Raw genomic sequence first — 14,017 nt, forward strand, 5'->3', positions numbered from 1 at the left:
GGGCCAGACTATGAAGCATAATATAAATGACAAAATCCCAGTCAGTGTATTCATTATTGCGCAGAATGAAGAGCAACATATCGCTCGTGTCATCAAAAGCTGCCAACCATTTGATGAAATCATTGTGGTGGATAGTGGTAGCACCGATAACACCAAGCAAATCGCGGAGTCCTTAGGAGCCAAAGTTGTTCATAACGACTGGCCAGGTTATGCCAAACAAAAGCAATATGCCATGTCGCTATGTAAACATGATTGGGTTCTCAACCTCGATGCCGACGAGGAATTGACTGCAGAGTTTATTCACGCAATTAAGAGTTTTATTCAGCAAAATGAATATGTCGCGCTTAAATGCCGTCGTAACGATTTATTTTTAGGTCACTTTTTCCCACGTTCTATTCGCTTGCCAACCAACACCCGCCTATTTAAAAAAGATTATATTCAATATTACCTAGATAACCTGGTACACGAAGGTCCTGAGATAAAAGGAAAAATTAAACATACTTCGGCAGCCTTCAGGCACTATGGTTATGCAGACATTGAAACCTTAAGCAAAAAATACGAATACTATTCAACATTAAAAGCCCAAGAAAAATTCAACAAAGGCAAGAAACCTTCTCGCTTAAAACTTCTTCTGGTAGCACCATTAGAGTTTATCCGCGTTTACCTTATATATCGCTATTGCTTCGCTGGTTTGCGCGGTTTTATCTTTGCAAAACTCGCTGCCCATTATGCATTTTTAAAAGAATCCAAACTGTATTCTTATCACCGTTCTCATTCACACTCTGAGCAAAAAGATTCTCCAAAGGTTGATAAACATGACTAACCCTTTACTTAATATCACTGGCCTGCCGCCATTTTCTAAAATTCAGCCTTCGCATATGCAGGAGGCAATTAAAACCATTATTGATGACAGTCGCCGTCAAATTAATAAACTTATCGATTCACTTGATAAAGACTCGGTGACCTGGCAAAACTTTGTGGTGCCAATGGAAGAAATTGGCGATCGTCTTGATCATGCCTGGTCTCCGATTAGCCATATGCAGGCGACCGTAAACTCGCCAGAAATTCGCGATGCTTACAACAGTTGCTTACCCTTGTTATCCGAATACGGTACAGAAATGGGCCAGCATAAAGGCCTCTATCAGACCATTCATAATTTGAATGATAAAGCTGATGATTTAAAGCTTGATAAAGTGCAGCGCAAGATTCTCAAAGACGACTTGCGTGACTTTAAATTGTCCGGTGTTGCTTTGCCTAAAGACAAGCAGCAGCGCTATGGCAAAATTCAATTGCGTCTTTCCGAACTGACTTCGAAGTTTGAACAAAACATCTTGGATGCGACCATGGCCTGGCACAAAGACTTTCCTGATGCCTCTGCTTTAGACGGGCTTCCTGAGTCGGCTATTGAAGCTGCCCAACAGACCGCCAAAGCCGCAGAAGTTGATGGCTATCGGATCACGCTTGATTTTCCTTCTTATTTGCCCATCATGATGCATGCTAATGATCGTGAGTTGCGCAAAGAAGTTTATACCGCTTTTTCTACGCGCGCCTCAGACCAGGGCCCTAATGCAGGAGAGTTTGATAACTCTGGATTAATGCCGGAAATTTTAGCCTTGCGTCAGGAGCTGGCGGAGCTATTAGATTTCGATAACTACGCTGAATTGTCGCTGGCCACTAAAATGGCCAAAGATCCAGCACAGGTGATTGAGTTTCTACAAGATCTCGCTGATAAATCACACCCGCAAGCGCAGGCCGAGTTAGCCGAGCTGTCACAATTCGCTAAAGACAAGCACGGGGTAGATAATCTGGAAGCTTGGGATGTCGCCTATTACAGTGAAAAACTGCGTATGGAAAAATACAGCATCTCGCAAGAAGAATTACGCCCCTGGTTCCCTGAGCCGAAAGTCATCAAAGGCCTGTTTGGAATTACCGGTCAATTGTTCAACATTCGCTTTGAACAGCGCGATGATGTGGATATCTGGCACCCCGATGTGCGCTTCTATGATATTTATAATGCCGACAATCAGCATATTGCCAGCTTCTACTTCGATCTTTACGCGCGCAAGAACAAACGCGGCGGTGCCTGGATGGCAGACTGCATTGGCCGTCGTCGCACTGCAGACGGCGTGCAAAAACCGGTTGCTTTCCTGACCTGCAACTTCAACAGCCCTGTTGGCAATAAACCGGCACTCTTTACTCATGATGAAGTGACTACTTTGTTCCATGAATTTGGTCATGGCCTGCATCATATGCTGACCCAGATTGATTATGCTTCTGTGTCGGGCATCAATGGGGTGCCGTGGGATGCGGTCGAACTGCCTAGCCAGTTCCTGGAGAACTTCTGCTGGGTTAAAGAAGGACTCGACAAAATTGCCAAGCATTATGAAACCGGTGAGCCTTTGCCGTCCGAAAAACTGGAAAAACTGTTGGCGGCCAAGAACTTTCAATCTGCCATGCAAATGGTGCGTCAATTAGAATTTTCTCTGTTCGATTTTAAAATCCATACCAAACTGGATTTAACTCAGGACAATCCGATTCAACATGCATTGGATGAAGTACGCCGACAGGTTTCTGTGATAAAGCCACCAGCCTTTAACCGCTTCCAGCATAGCTTCAGTCATATCTTTGCAGGTGGCTATGCGGCAGGGTACTATAGTTATAAATGGGCAGAAGTTCTTTCCGCCGATGCTTTCTCGCGCTTCGAAGAAGAAGGCATCTTCAACCCACAAGTGGGTCAGGACTTCTTGCACCACATACTGGAGAAAGGCGGTTCCGAAGAGCCAGCCGATTTGTTCAAAGCCTTCCGCGGGCGCGAACCTTCGGTTGAGCCTTTATTGAAGCACTCAGGAATAGGTATTTAATGGACAATAAGACCCTGCTCGCAATCGACAATGGTACGCAAAGCCTGCGTGCCATTCTGTTTGATTTGCAGGGTCAGATTGTTGCCAAAGTTCAAATCCCTCTGAATTATTACAGCGATCAGCCAGGTTGGTCAGAACAGGATCCGCAAGTCTTCTGGAATACCCTATGCCGTGCTTGCCGAAAGTTAGCGCAAGATCCCAAGGTCAACCTGTCCAGCATTCAGGCTATATCCGTTACCACTCTGCGCAACACGGTTGTTAACCTTGATCAAGATGGTGAGCCATTACGTCCTGCCATTATCTGGACCGATCAACGTGAACTGGAATCCATTAAGCCTTTAAAAGGTATCTGGCCATTTCTGTTCAAGCTGGTCGGCGTTAGCGACACCATTAAAAACTTCCAGACTCGTTGCCAGGCCGCCTGGATTGCTCATCATCAGCCGGATATCTGGCAGAAAACCGACAAGTATCTGATGCTGTCGGGCTATCTCAATTATAAACTGACTGGCGAGTTCAAAGACTCCACCGCTTCTCAGGTCGGCTACATTCCCTTTGATTACAAGCACCACCGATGGGAAAAACCGAAAAGCTGGAAGTGGCAGATTGCTCCGATCGAACTCGAAATGCTGCCAGAACTAGTAAAACCCGGAGAACTGATTGGTCAAATCAGCCAAACCGCCAGCGAATCTACTGGTCTGCCACAAGGATTACCGGTTATTGCCTCCGGTGCCGATAAAGCCACCGAAGTGTTAGGCAGCGGCTGTATCGAAGATCACCAGGCCTGTCTAAGCTACGGCACCACCGCCACCATTAACGTCACCAGTCATCGCTATATCGAGCCTTTACGCTTCATTCCACCTTATCCATCTACCGTTTCTGATGCCTACACCATTGAATATCAAATCTACCGCGGCTACTGGATGGTCAGCTGGTTCAAAGAACAATTTGGCCACCGCGAACAGGATCTGTCAGTAGAGATGGGTATTTCAGCCGAACAGCTGCTTGATCAAGCCATCGCGCAAATACCGCCCGGCTCGGATGGTCTGATGCTGCAACCCTACTGGTCACCCGGCGTCAAAGTACCGGGACCGGAAGCACGTGGAGCTATTATCGGTTTTCATGATGGCCACACTCGCGCTCACGTTTATCGTGCGATTCTGGAAGGGATTGCTTATGGATTAAAAGACGGTAAAGAATCGATTCAACTCAGAACGAAACATCCGATTGATCAACTAATGGTTTCCGGCGGCGGCTCGCAAAGCAATGTCGCCATGCAGCTCACTGCCGATATATTCAATCTGCCAGCGACACGACCACACACCTTCGAAACTTCCGCGCTTGGCGCAGCCATCAACGCCGCAGTTGGTATTGGTCTATTTGAAAATTACCAAGACGCAGTTAAAGCCATGTGCCACAAAGGCGAAACCTTCGAGCCTATCAAAGAAAATGTCGATCACTATCAGGAACTCTACGAAAAGGTTTACAAGAAAATGTATCAACGACTGAAACCAATTTATCAGTCGTTGAGAAAGATGGGGTAAACAGCTTCCGTTATTTAGTTGACCTTCCAAGCATAATTATAAAAAATGTTTCTATGACTGGAAAGTAATATTGGACAATATATTATCATTCCACTACAAAAGAGATCCTCAGATTATCCTTAATTATAATTTCTTCATCTATTAAATTATTTTTTCCAGAACTAACATATATTCCGTTTTTGGAAAGAATAACTTCTACATTATTATCAACCACTCTTAAAGACTTAATATTCTTCAAATGATCCTCAGGATAATCTTCACCATGACTTGGTAATTCTTTTTTAAGAATTACATCATCCTCATCATTTCTTACAACTAAGTATATGTAGTATAAGTTTAGGCTCCCTGTAGAAATTACTTCTACTTGGTAATTATTACCCGTTTGCACTGAAAATAATACCGTTTCCCCCGTCATAAAGCATGATGAGAGAAACAGCACTGATATAGATATCAAAAACATTTTTACTCTAGCCATTACACAAAATCTGCCTTATCAAAGTATTGGGTTTTGCAATCGCCCCTCGACTTTTACAGTCATTTAGCGCTGCTTCTTTCATGATTTCGCCAACTTTTTGCCCAGCATTATTACCTTTAATTTCAGCCAAGCTCTGATCTCTTTGAAAACCTGAGGCAACATATTGAGCTAGATCTTGAATATTACCATAAAAACTCAACGGTACCCCGATAATCTCTCCTCCTGCTGCCGCATAAATATGCCGCCCTACATCACCATTTTGCCCATCCGCTATCAACTCATTTTTGAATCCACTAACATCTGTTATTCTGGGTCTACCCTCAAATGCCTCACTAATCATATTGCTTCCTAAATCAAAAGCTCCATACTTCCCTGCAGCTACAGCCATTTCAGCTAGTTTCAGCGCAAAATCTGTGCATCCGGATAATCCAAACCTGTCAGTCTTTATTATCGGTCTTGAAGACACGTAACTATAAGTATTAATACCACCCCATAAGCCAATCGGAATTAATTGTGTCAGAGTAAATTAGCCAAACGTTTTGTACATACTTATTATTATAAAAATTAGCAATAAACCTAATGCAATTTTCACTCTGGTAACATATTTATAATCTTCCTTGCTGAGCTCTTCTTTATATGTTCCAGCCAGTACGAATTCCAACATAAAATTTGCCATTCTTGCTCGTTCCTTATGCATGTTGGAATCAAAGTAATTATTGTGGATATCAGGATATTTATAACCGAGATGGTTTATTAGTAAGTTCGTTGTTATTTTTACAAGTATCCCACCAAGAATTATTAATCCCGGCGTTATTAAAAATGGCTGTAATGCTTCCATGCTATGCTCTCAACGTCTTCACATAATCCTGTAAACATTTCCCTGCTTCATCGAAAGCCTGGTCGTTCATGTAGCATTTGCATTGGCCAATGATCCCTTCAATGGTAGCGATAAGGAAGCGGGCGATATGGCGTGGGTTGACGTCTTGCTTAATGAGGCCGGCTTGTTGGCCACGTTCAAAAGTTTCAGCGAGCGCTTCGTACCAGATTTCCCAGATGGCGGCGATGCGAATACGGAAAGATTCATCGAGTGGTGACATTTCCTGAGTCAGGTTGTTTAGAGGGCAACCTGTGTGCAGTTCTTTGATATTTATTTCTTCGCGGGCATCATTCATCATGCCAATCAGATCATTGATAGGATCTTTTATCTGTTTTAACGGTTCGATCCAACGCTCATGAATCCATGGGTTGAGCACTTCATCGATGACGGCATGGCCGAGTTCTTTCTTGCTTTTAAAGTGATGGTAAAAGGCACCTTTGGTGAAACCGGTTTTTTTTAAAACCTCGTCCACGCGCAATCCCTGATAGCCCTTTAAGAGAATTTCTTCAAAGGCTACTTCAAGAATATTCTGCCGCGTTGCATCGGCGTTTCTTACTGCTGTTTTGGTCATTCGGTTACCTTGTTACCATCACTGTGGATTACAATTTATCGTGCGCGCTTCAGACTACTTTTGTTGAAGTCATCTTCATTTAAGCCCACGTTAAACTCATAGTCTTTCCAGATAATAGTGGTGCTTTTACCTGTTTGTACATTCTTCATTTCCTGACGATGGGCGCGCCAGTATTTGTCCAGGTACTGTTTAAATTCAGACATGTTAAGCTCTTTTAGCTTATCATCTTTTTGATCGAAGAATTCAATGCGATGCACTCGATAATGCTCCTGATCAATCCAGGCAATGGTTTTGTTATAACCTGAATTGCTATAATCCGGCACCATTTCCACGACAAACATCTTCTCGCCGTTCAGCTCATCACCACGTAAAAACTTATAATTATATTTTTCTACTTCGAACGACGACAGGTCTTCATAGGCAAATTCACTGCCCATCCACGGACCGGATTTATTCGATGATGAAATGCGTTTTACACGCTTAAGCGCTGGCAAGTATAACCATTGGTCATCATTACCATGAATATGCGAATACGTTAAAAAAGCCGTACCTTCAACATCTCGCGGCTGTTCAAAGACACTCAAGCCTTTATCGCCATCATCTTTAATTTCCAGATTCTTAACCTTAACGATGCGTTCCGATTCGTTGCCGCCTTTGTCGCGTAGAATCATGGTCATTTCCGCCTGGCTATCACCCCAGCCGGTATTGCGCGCTTTGGCTTCTTTCGCAATGGCCAAGCCTTTTTCCTCGGGTGTTTCAGCATTAGCGACAAAGCCGGTGCTGGTTGCTAACAGTGCCAAAGCTATCATTATTCGTTTCATGAATTTCTCCTAATTCGTTTTTGCAGAGATCTATTCTGCGGTCTTTGCTGTAGTCTGTTTTTTGCTGCCGAGCATTAATAATGGTGGCAACAACAAGAAATCAATAATCAGTGCAGATGCTAATGTTATCGCGGTCAAAATACCCATATGGCTGTTCATCACATAATGCGACATGCCTAACACCAGGAAGCCTGCAACTAACACAATGGTAGTCACGGTTAATGCCATTCCGACGGTATGGAAGGCGTATTTTACCGCAGCTTCTTTATCCAACCCCTTTTCACGTCGGGCGCGAAGATACTTACTTAAGAAGTGTACCGTATCATCGACCACGATGCCTAAGGTCATGCCGGTCACCACCGAAAGCCCCATACCGATTTGTCCCTGGAACATTGCCCAAACACCAAAGGCTACCGCCATCGGCACTATGTTTGGAATCAAGCTCAACAAGCCTAGCTTCAAGGACCTCAGTGCAAAGATAAGCAGTAAGGAAATCAGTACCAATGCCCATGCTGTGCCTTTAAGCATCGAATAAATATTATTTTGCCCGATGTGCGCGAACATGATCGCCGGACTTGAAGCCGAAACATCTAAATGCGGTGCATTATCTTCAAACCATTGAGCAAAACGATCTTCGAGTTCAAGGACCTGTACACTGGATAAATTCTCCAGTGATAATTGAACACGGGTGCCTGACTTGTCACTATTGACCTGATTGTTAATATCCATGCCACGCGGCAGTGAGGTTTGATAAATCAGGGTATATTGCGCAGTTAACTCTCTAACCAGGGTATCTAGCTCGACACCTTCATCATCCTCTAACAGGATCGCATTACAGCCTTCATCTAACGATGGCTTGGGTAAGGCATAACATTCTTCACGATCTCCATTCATACTTTTGTTAAGACGCCTCATCACATCGGTATAGCTTTGTACATGCAACACTTCCGGTTGCTGTTCGGCATACTCAACAAAATCTTCCAGTAACGCCATAAACTCCGGCTCATGAATGCCGCTACCCTGGTCGGTGGTAATGCCGTAAAAAGCGGTGTAAAGCCCGGTCAGGTTCTCCGCCGTATAGTCGGAGTCCACACGGAAGTCGATGGTTTCATCGAAGTACTTAACAAACTCATCGTTCAGTTCATTTTTCGGAATGAAGGCAATGATGGCGATACTGACTACCGCCATAACGGGCAATAGCATTTTGCGTTTGGCAACGACAAAGTTACCAAAGCTATCCATCCAACGATGGCTTCTGCTTTCAATCTGTTTGACTTTTACGGGCAATAGCATCATGACTGCTGGCAAGAAAGTGACCGAATAAATGAAAGCCAGCGTCACACCGACAGCAACCGTATTACCCATATCGCGCAACGGTGGCACTTCACTAAAGTTGAGAGTTAAGAAGCCAATTACAGTGGTAATACTGGTCAGAAAGATCGGCATCATATTGATGCGAATACTTTCAACCATAGCGTCATGTTTATTCATGCCATGCCGCATGTTATGCAGGAAGGTGACCAGCAGATGCACCGAGTCGGCCACCGCCATGGTCGCCACCACCGTCGGTACCGAAAACATGGGCGCCGTTAATGGAATGCCCAACCAGCCAGCGGCACCCATGGAACCAAGAATAGAGAAGATAATGATAAAGACGCTACCTAAGGTACCGCTGGTGCTTCGAATCATGAAATACAAAGCGAGCGGAATAACCAGGAACAGCATGATTGGCGTTAAAGTCATCATGTCACTTTTACCAGTTTCGGCAAAAGCGTCATTCATCATGACCACACCGGTCAAGCGTATTTCCAGATTAGGATTACGCTCCATCAATTCGCTTTGTAAGGCTCTAGCCTGATTGGCAACCTTGGTCACCGCAGTCAGGATCTCAGTCTTCTTTTCCTTCCAGGCTTTGCCTTCCAAACCCTCTAAATCAGGATCCTGTGGCAACTGTAAGGTCACATTGACTGCCGTAACCGTTTCCTCAGGATTAATCACTCGATTCAGCAACTGTGGTTCATTAAGCACAATGTCGCGCAAACGATCAATTTCAGCATCGCTGAGATTATCGATCATCTCCTCGGTAACAGCTTCGTGCTCACATTCACTATCAAAGTCCGCTGACTTATCCGGAATACACAACAGCGCGCCAACCAACATGTAATCCTCATCCTCGGGTGTAACCCAGGTATGCTGATAGTTAGTTATCGAATCCACGCGGGTGGTATAGGGGATTTGCCAGCCCTGTTCTGTGAGCCAATGAATGCTTTTCAGTGTATCGTGATCAAACACAGTGCCCTCTTTGGGCGTGATCACGAACATAACATTGTCGGCTTTATCGTAGGTATCCTGAATATCCTCAAACGCCATTAATTGAGGATTATCTTCAGCGAAAAAGACGCGATAATCGGTTTTAATCTCTAAAAAGCGGGCGCCGAAGGTGGTTGCTACCACTAACAGCAACGATAGGAAAATAATGAGCCAAGGGTGATTGATGATAAATCGGCCAAATTTAACAGTATTGTTTTCCGGCATAGTCGATCCTGACTGATAATTGAACAAAATGAAGTTCTGATGCCAGCAACGCCATTTTGTTGAATATTTACATTAAGAGGCTTGCTATTTAACTACAGACCAACTAGTCTGTCAATTCGTCAGAACCGATAAATCGACCTGTTTATTGAAGGAATACCAAGCATGTCACAATCTCTTAAAATGGCATTCGCCAATGAGTTAAACAAAGGTAAGTTATTATTTTCAAAGGGTAAATTTGATAAAGCCTTTTATCACTTTGAACGCGCCCACATCCTCAGCCAGCCCTTTTATGGACGCCATGTAAAAAGTCATTGGTGGATGTTTCGGGTCGGCGTTAACCGCCTTGATCTGCGCGAAACCGCTGGACAAATCATTAGGATCATTGGTTCAGCCGGTTCATTAATCGGCAAATACCCGGTTGGCAATACCGGTGGCGCCAATGTTTCACCCTTTAAGCCCATGCCGATTCCAGAGGATTTAAGGGTTTATTTTGAGTAATGTTCTAGTTTCTGTATGTCGCTTAACTATATTTTTCGCTACTCAGCGAGTTACTTTTCTTGCGTGGTCAAGAAAAGTAACCAAAAGAAGACCACCCCGTGATTGAGGTTTCGCTTCGCTCAACTGCCTTCGTATCCGCCAAGTCATTTAACGCACCGTAAAATACGTTCCATCCTTGGCCCGAATTTTACTATTCAAATCATCTCCCTAAAGGGATTCCTTTCAGTCACAGATTTGAATTGCTATGCCTTGCCTACTACTCAGCTCAATCAAAAGGGGTTTTTTGGTGCTAACCAGAGAGTAAATATATTCGTCATCAATAACCGTTCATATTATTAATGGCATAATAAAACCATATTCCTCTACCTTTATATTTCTTGTCATTCCGCGGTACCTGGGGCATTTCCTTCAGTCACTTACCGCGGACAAAATCGTCGGGAACGATTTTGAACAGCGAAGCTGGCCTTAGGTGAAATACATCCCTGTATTTCATAATCCAGTGACCTTACCTAATTCCTTTACAAATGTAATTAATTCCTACCAACTCTGCTATCATTAGCCGACTTTCTCAAAACCCAATTTATTATGCATCAACCTTCTAACACTTCAGTTATAAAAGCCACTCGCTACTGGCTGGAGCACACGGTCATTGGTTTCAATTTTTGTCCTTTTGCTAAACGTGAGTTTGTGCGTCAGTCTATTCGATATTGGGTGTCTGAAGCTGACGAGATCGAAACAGCATTAGAGGATTTAATGGCGGCAGTCGCGGAACTTGAGAAGGATAGTTCGATTGAAACCACTTTACTGATCCTGCCGCAGGGTTTTGCTGATTTTGAGGATTATCTGGATTTGCTGGATATGGCCAATGAATTAATGGCTATGCAAGACCTGGAAGGTGTTTTTCAGTTAGCCAGTTTCCATCCTGATTACTGTTTTGACGGCCAATTGAAGAATGACCCAGCCAATTACACCAATCGTTCGCCCTACCCCATGCTGCATTTATTGCGTGAAGCCAGCATCGAAAAAGCGCTTGAATTTGTCGACGATCCCGATTCAATACCTGAGCGCAATGTCGAGTTAGCTCGAGAAAAGGGCGATGCCATCTTCAAGGAAATTCTACACAACAGTTTAAAGCAATAATTCGCTCACTCGCTGCCTTAATTTAGGCAGTAACTCTTCCTCAAACCAGGGGTTTTTCTTCAGCCAGATATTATTGCGTGGGCTGGGATGTGGTAATGGCAGAACCGGCTGTTCAAAGTTTAAATAATGACGCCAGTTCTTGACGGTTTCGGTGAGATTCTTTTCCTGTCGATTGGGTAGATGCCAGTCCATGGCGTACTTACCGATAACTAATGTCAGTTCTATGTTTGGCAACACTTTAAGAATTTTATTGCGCCAGGTTTCTGCACAGATTGCTTTCGGGGCCAGATCACCGGATTTGCCTTTGCCCGGATAACAGAAGCCCATCGGCACCACTGCTAACTGTTGCGGATCATAGAAAGTCTCACGGTCAATGCCTAGCCAATCGCGTAGCCGATCACCGCTGGCATCGTCAAAGGGTCGTCCCTTGTGGTGGGTGATTTGTCCGGGGGCCTGGCCTGCTACTAATATTTTAGCATCGGTACTGAACTGCAGAATGGGATTCGGGCCTAGCGGCAAATCCTGACAAATGGTGCAGGCTTTAACTTCTTTAAACAGTAGCTGGTCTTTTTTCATAATCCTTTAATGACTTGGTTCTAGTCTCAACAATCTTCAAGTTCCGACTCTTGTAATTGAGAATCTTTCAAACAATATGCTTTTTGCTCGCCGCTTATCGGACACTGAAACATGAGTTTATAAGCTATCAGTTGCAGGTTGGGACTGTCGTCATCAGCTTGCCCATGTTGCCGATCCCCTATAATTGGGAAACCTTGCGAAGCCAGGTGAATACGGATCTGATGTTTTCTGCCAGTCAGAATCTGCACCGACAGCAAGCTACGATCCGTGTCCGCATCATATTCTTTCAAAGTCACGATACTTTTGGCTGGCTTGTTATCAATAGGCTTGTCGATAGTGACTGTATCATGAGGGAATTGCCCTTGAACCCAGGCCAAATAGTGTTTTTCGACGGTACGCTTGGCAAACATGGCCGATAAGGCTGCCGCTGCCTCTTTATTATGGGCAAGGATGATCAAGCCTCTTGCCGCCCGATCCAGCCGATGCACCACATAGGTTTGTCGATTGTAGTCAAAATGTTCTTCTACCAGGCGTCCAATGGAGCAATGATCGCCCCATTTAGAGCCTTGCGACCAAACACCATAAGGCTTATTCCAGACCGAGTAATCACCCTCATCCGCTATCAACTCGGGTTTGGCTACCGTCTCGCTTAGGACCTGCTCGTTATAGTACAGATGCAGCTCCTCACCTAAACGCAGTCTGGCATTTTTGCGACGCAAAGGCCGCGCCTGTTTGCCATGCGATAACCAGACAGCCCCTTTGGTCATGGCGTCTTTAACTTTCTGCTTTGACAAACCGCTGGCTTGCACCAATAATTCGAGCGGGTTGGTATCATTCAGATCGGCAATGTCATCAAGGTTTATATGTTGCTCAATAATGGTATTCTGTGCGGGTTCTGTCATCATCGTGTGAATTATTAACTGTGAAGCATTCTTTAGCTTATTATCAAACCGATTCTTTATCACCACCGTCGTTACTGGCTGATTTGCCTGTAATTACTGATGCTGGTGAGCTGGAGCAGTTCGATGGCTATTTCTGTTTTGAGCCAAAGGATGCCAATCAAGTGTTACATTTTTACGCCAAGCTGGAGGGACATGCAACCGGCTTTTCTCTGGACTTCACTCAGGGAGCAATCGCCTGGCGCCGAAGTCACGGCGGTGGCCGCAAGCAACAGATCGCAAAAGCCTGCGGATTGAAGCACAACTGGCAGCCCTCAATCCTCGACGGGACAGGCGGTCTGGGCCGTGATGCATCCGAATTGCGCAACCTCGGCTGTCGCCTGCGCATCATCGAACGCTCGCCTTATGTAGCGGCTTTATTACAAGACGCTATCGAGCGCGCTACCAGCCATCCCGAAACTCAGGCGCTTTTTGGGCAACATTTTCAGTTATTTCAGGGACAGGCGAACGAGCTGATACCACAATTATCATCTGAGCAACAGCCCGATATCATTTATCTTGATCCTATGTTTCCACCACGCAACAAAAGTGCTGCAGTGAAAAAAGAGATGCGGCTGGTAAAACTGCTGGTTGGAGAAGATTTGGATGCCGATGAGCTGTTACCACTGGCAATGAAACACGCTAAATACCGCGTGGTGGTCAAAAGACCCAGTTATGCGCCCTATCTTAATCAGCAAAAGCCCTCCATGAGCATCGAAAGCAAAGCCAATCGTTTTGATGTTTATGTTAAGCAGGCAATTCCCAATTAACTGTGTCACTTTTTATTTAAGGAACTCACCATGGCCAAAGCCTCTGCATTACACATTCTGGTAAAAACCGAAAAAGAAGCCCTGGCGCTCAAAGCCAAGCTGGAAAAAGGCGCTGACTTTTATCAGCTGGCCAAGCGCCACTCCATGTGTCCATCAAAAAAACAGGGCGGCGATCTCGGCGAGTTTAAGCGAGGCCAAATGGTCAAGCCGTTTGATAATGCGGTATTTGCAAAAGGTAGTGAAGATAAACCTTTAATTGGCCCAGTCAAAACGCGCTTTGGTTACCATTTAATCAAAGTATTATATAAAAGCGGGTAACTGGTTTAAGCCGATAGTGCTACAACTTTTAGGCAAGCCTTTCCGCTATCTCAAAGACATACCCATAAATTATCAAGCGAACAAACCGATATTATT

At 44.6% G+C, this 14,017-nt stretch carries 15 protein-coding genes; 7 read left to right on the plus strand and 8 right to left on the minus strand.

Annotation, left to right across the window (positions count from 1 at the left end; all coding sequences use genetic code 11):
* Positions 1-10 precede the first annotated feature (10 nt).
* Genes ACYTXU_RS11860 through ACYTXU_RS11870 form a run of 3 tightly spaced genes read left to right on the plus strand, consistent with a single transcriptional unit; the run spans position 11 to position 4,402 of the window.
* Positions 11-823 carry a glycosyltransferase family 2 protein gene (locus ACYTXU_RS11860; RefSeq protein ID WP_462206995.1) on the plus strand — a complete coding sequence of 271 codons (813 nt, stop codon included), beginning with the start codon at positions 11-13 and terminating at the stop codon, positions 821-823.
* On the plus strand, positions 816-2,861 hold the full coding sequence (prlC, locus tag ACYTXU_RS11865) for an oligopeptidase A (RefSeq protein ID WP_462206996.1): 2,046 nt from the start codon (positions 816-818) through the stop codon (positions 2,859-2,861). Before ACYTXU_RS11860 ends, prlC begins: the two co-directional genes overlap by 8 nt.
* Entirely contained in the window at positions 2,861-4,402 is a 1,542-nt protein-coding gene (locus ACYTXU_RS11870; RefSeq protein WP_462206997.1) for an FGGY-family carbohydrate kinase, read from the plus strand. The genes prlC and ACYTXU_RS11870 overlap by 1 nt, the downstream gene beginning before the upstream one ends.
* Before the next feature lie 85 nt (positions 4,403-4,487).
* Here ACYTXU_RS11870 and ACYTXU_RS11875 read toward each other — a convergent pair whose 3' ends face one another.
* From ACYTXU_RS11875 to ACYTXU_RS11900, 6 genes are all read right to left on the minus strand, one after another.
* Complete coding sequence (locus tag ACYTXU_RS11875) at positions 4,488-4,877, minus strand: hypothetical protein (protein ID WP_462206998.1); 390 nt, start codon at positions 4,875-4,877, stop codon at positions 4,488-4,490.
* Positions 4,870-5,265, minus strand: coding sequence for a hypothetical protein (locus ACYTXU_RS11880; protein WP_462206999.1), 396 nt, complete (start codon positions 5,263-5,265; stop codon positions 4,870-4,872). The genes ACYTXU_RS11875 and ACYTXU_RS11880 overlap by 8 nt, the downstream gene beginning before the upstream one ends.
* 138 nt (positions 5,266-5,403) lie before the next feature.
* Complete coding sequence (locus tag ACYTXU_RS11885; RefSeq protein WP_462207000.1) at positions 5,404-5,715, minus strand: hypothetical protein; 312 nt, start codon at positions 5,713-5,715, stop codon at positions 5,404-5,406.
* 1 nt (position 5,716) lies between these two features.
* On the minus strand, positions 5,717-6,325 hold the full coding sequence (locus ACYTXU_RS11890; RefSeq protein ID WP_462207001.1) for a TetR/AcrR family transcriptional regulator: 609 nt from the start codon (positions 6,323-6,325) through the stop codon (positions 5,717-5,719).
* A gap of 35 nt (positions 6,326-6,360) precedes the next feature.
* On the minus strand, positions 6,361-7,146 hold the full coding sequence (locus tag ACYTXU_RS11895; protein ID WP_462207002.1) for an outer membrane lipoprotein-sorting protein: 786 nt from the start codon (positions 7,144-7,146) through the stop codon (positions 6,361-6,363).
* 30 nt (positions 7,147-7,176) lie between these two features.
* Positions 7,177-9,681, minus strand: coding sequence for an efflux RND transporter permease subunit (locus ACYTXU_RS11900; RefSeq protein WP_462207003.1), 2,505 nt, complete (start codon positions 9,679-9,681; stop codon positions 7,177-7,179).
* Positions 9,682-9,843: 162 nt separating this feature from the next.
* On the opposite strand from ACYTXU_RS11900, the gene ACYTXU_RS11905 reads away from it, so the two are divergent.
* Together ACYTXU_RS11905 and ACYTXU_RS11910 are read left to right on the plus strand one after the other, a co-directional pair.
* Complete coding sequence (locus ACYTXU_RS11905) at positions 9,844-10,179, plus strand: DUF3703 domain-containing protein (RefSeq protein WP_462207004.1); 336 nt, start codon at positions 9,844-9,846, stop codon at positions 10,177-10,179.
* A gap of 585 nt (positions 10,180-10,764) precedes the next feature.
* Positions 10,765-11,319: a DUF1415 domain-containing protein gene (locus tag ACYTXU_RS11910; RefSeq protein ID WP_462207005.1), complete on the plus strand. Its 555-nt coding sequence runs from the start codon at positions 10,765-10,767 to the stop codon at positions 11,317-11,319.
* On the opposite strand, the gene ACYTXU_RS11915 is transcribed toward ACYTXU_RS11910, so the two are convergent.
* Positions 11,308-11,895, minus strand: a complete 588-nt coding sequence (locus ACYTXU_RS11915; protein ID WP_462207006.1) for a uracil-DNA glycosylase family protein — start codon at positions 11,893-11,895, stop codon at positions 11,308-11,310. The genes ACYTXU_RS11910 and ACYTXU_RS11915 overlap by 12 nt on opposite strands.
* Positions 11,896-11,921: 26 nt before the next feature.
* Entirely contained in the window at positions 11,922-12,800 is an 879-nt protein-coding gene (locus ACYTXU_RS11920) for an RluA family pseudouridine synthase (RefSeq protein ID WP_462207007.1), read from the minus strand.
* A 17-nt stretch (positions 12,801-12,817) separates the two neighbouring features.
* On the opposite strand from ACYTXU_RS11920, the gene ACYTXU_RS11925 reads away from it, so the two are divergent.
* Positions 12,818-13,603, plus strand: a complete 786-nt coding sequence (locus ACYTXU_RS11925) for a class I SAM-dependent methyltransferase (protein ID WP_462207008.1) — start codon at positions 12,818-12,820, stop codon at positions 13,601-13,603.
* Positions 13,604-13,633: 30 nt separating this feature from the next.
* A complete protein-coding gene (locus tag ACYTXU_RS11930) occupies positions 13,634-13,921 on the plus strand; it encodes a peptidylprolyl isomerase (protein ID WP_015781577.1) in 288 nt (95 codons plus the stop codon).
* Positions 13,922-14,017: the final 96 nt, after the last annotated feature.

The sequence above is a fragment of the Kangiella sp. M94 genome (genome assembly GCF_054926195.1).

Bases quoted from the DNA above. Each gene is read 5' to 3' on its own strand.
- ACYTXU_RS11860 (WP_462206995.1), top strand. From the start codon at position 11: ATGAAGCATAATATAAATGACAAAATCCCAGTCAGTGTATTCATTATT.
- prlC (WP_462206996.1), top strand. From the start codon at position 816: ATGACTAACCCTTTACTTAATATCACTGGCCTGCCGCCATTTTCTAAA.
- ACYTXU_RS11870 (WP_462206997.1), top strand. From the start codon at position 2,861: ATGGACAATAAGACCCTGCTCGCAATCGACAATGGTACGCAAAGCCTG.
- ACYTXU_RS11875 (WP_462206998.1), bottom strand. From the start codon at position 4,877: ATGGCTAGAGTAAAAATGTTTTTGATATCTATATCAGTGCTGTTTCTC.
- ACYTXU_RS11880 (WP_462206999.1), bottom strand. From the start codon at position 5,265: ATGGCTGTAGCTGCAGGGAAGTATGGAGCTTTTGATTTAGGAAGCAAT.
- ACYTXU_RS11885 (WP_462207000.1), bottom strand. From the start codon at position 5,715: ATGGAAGCATTACAGCCATTTTTAATAACGCCGGGATTAATAATTCTT.
- ACYTXU_RS11890 (WP_462207001.1), bottom strand. From the start codon at position 6,325: ATGACCAAAACAGCAGTAAGAAACGCCGATGCAACGCGGCAGAATATT.
- ACYTXU_RS11895 (WP_462207002.1), bottom strand. From the start codon at position 7,146: ATGAAACGAATAATGATAGCTTTGGCACTGTTAGCAACCAGCACCGGC.
- ACYTXU_RS11900 (WP_462207003.1), bottom strand. From the start codon at position 9,681: ATGCCGGAAAACAATACTGTTAAATTTGGCCGATTTATCATCAATCAC.
- ACYTXU_RS11905 (WP_462207004.1), top strand. From the start codon at position 9,844: ATGTCACAATCTCTTAAAATGGCATTCGCCAATGAGTTAAACAAAGGT.
- ACYTXU_RS11910 (WP_462207005.1), top strand. From the start codon at position 10,765: ATGCATCAACCTTCTAACACTTCAGTTATAAAAGCCACTCGCTACTGG.
- ACYTXU_RS11915 (WP_462207006.1), bottom strand. From the start codon at position 11,895: ATGAAAAAAGACCAGCTACTGTTTAAAGAAGTTAAAGCCTGCACCATT.
- ACYTXU_RS11920 (WP_462207007.1), bottom strand. From the start codon at position 12,800: ATGATGACAGAACCCGCACAGAATACCATTATTGAGCAACATATAAAC.
- ACYTXU_RS11930 (WP_015781577.1), top strand. From the start codon at position 13,634: ATGGCCAAAGCCTCTGCATTACACATTCTGGTAAAAACCGAAAAAGAA.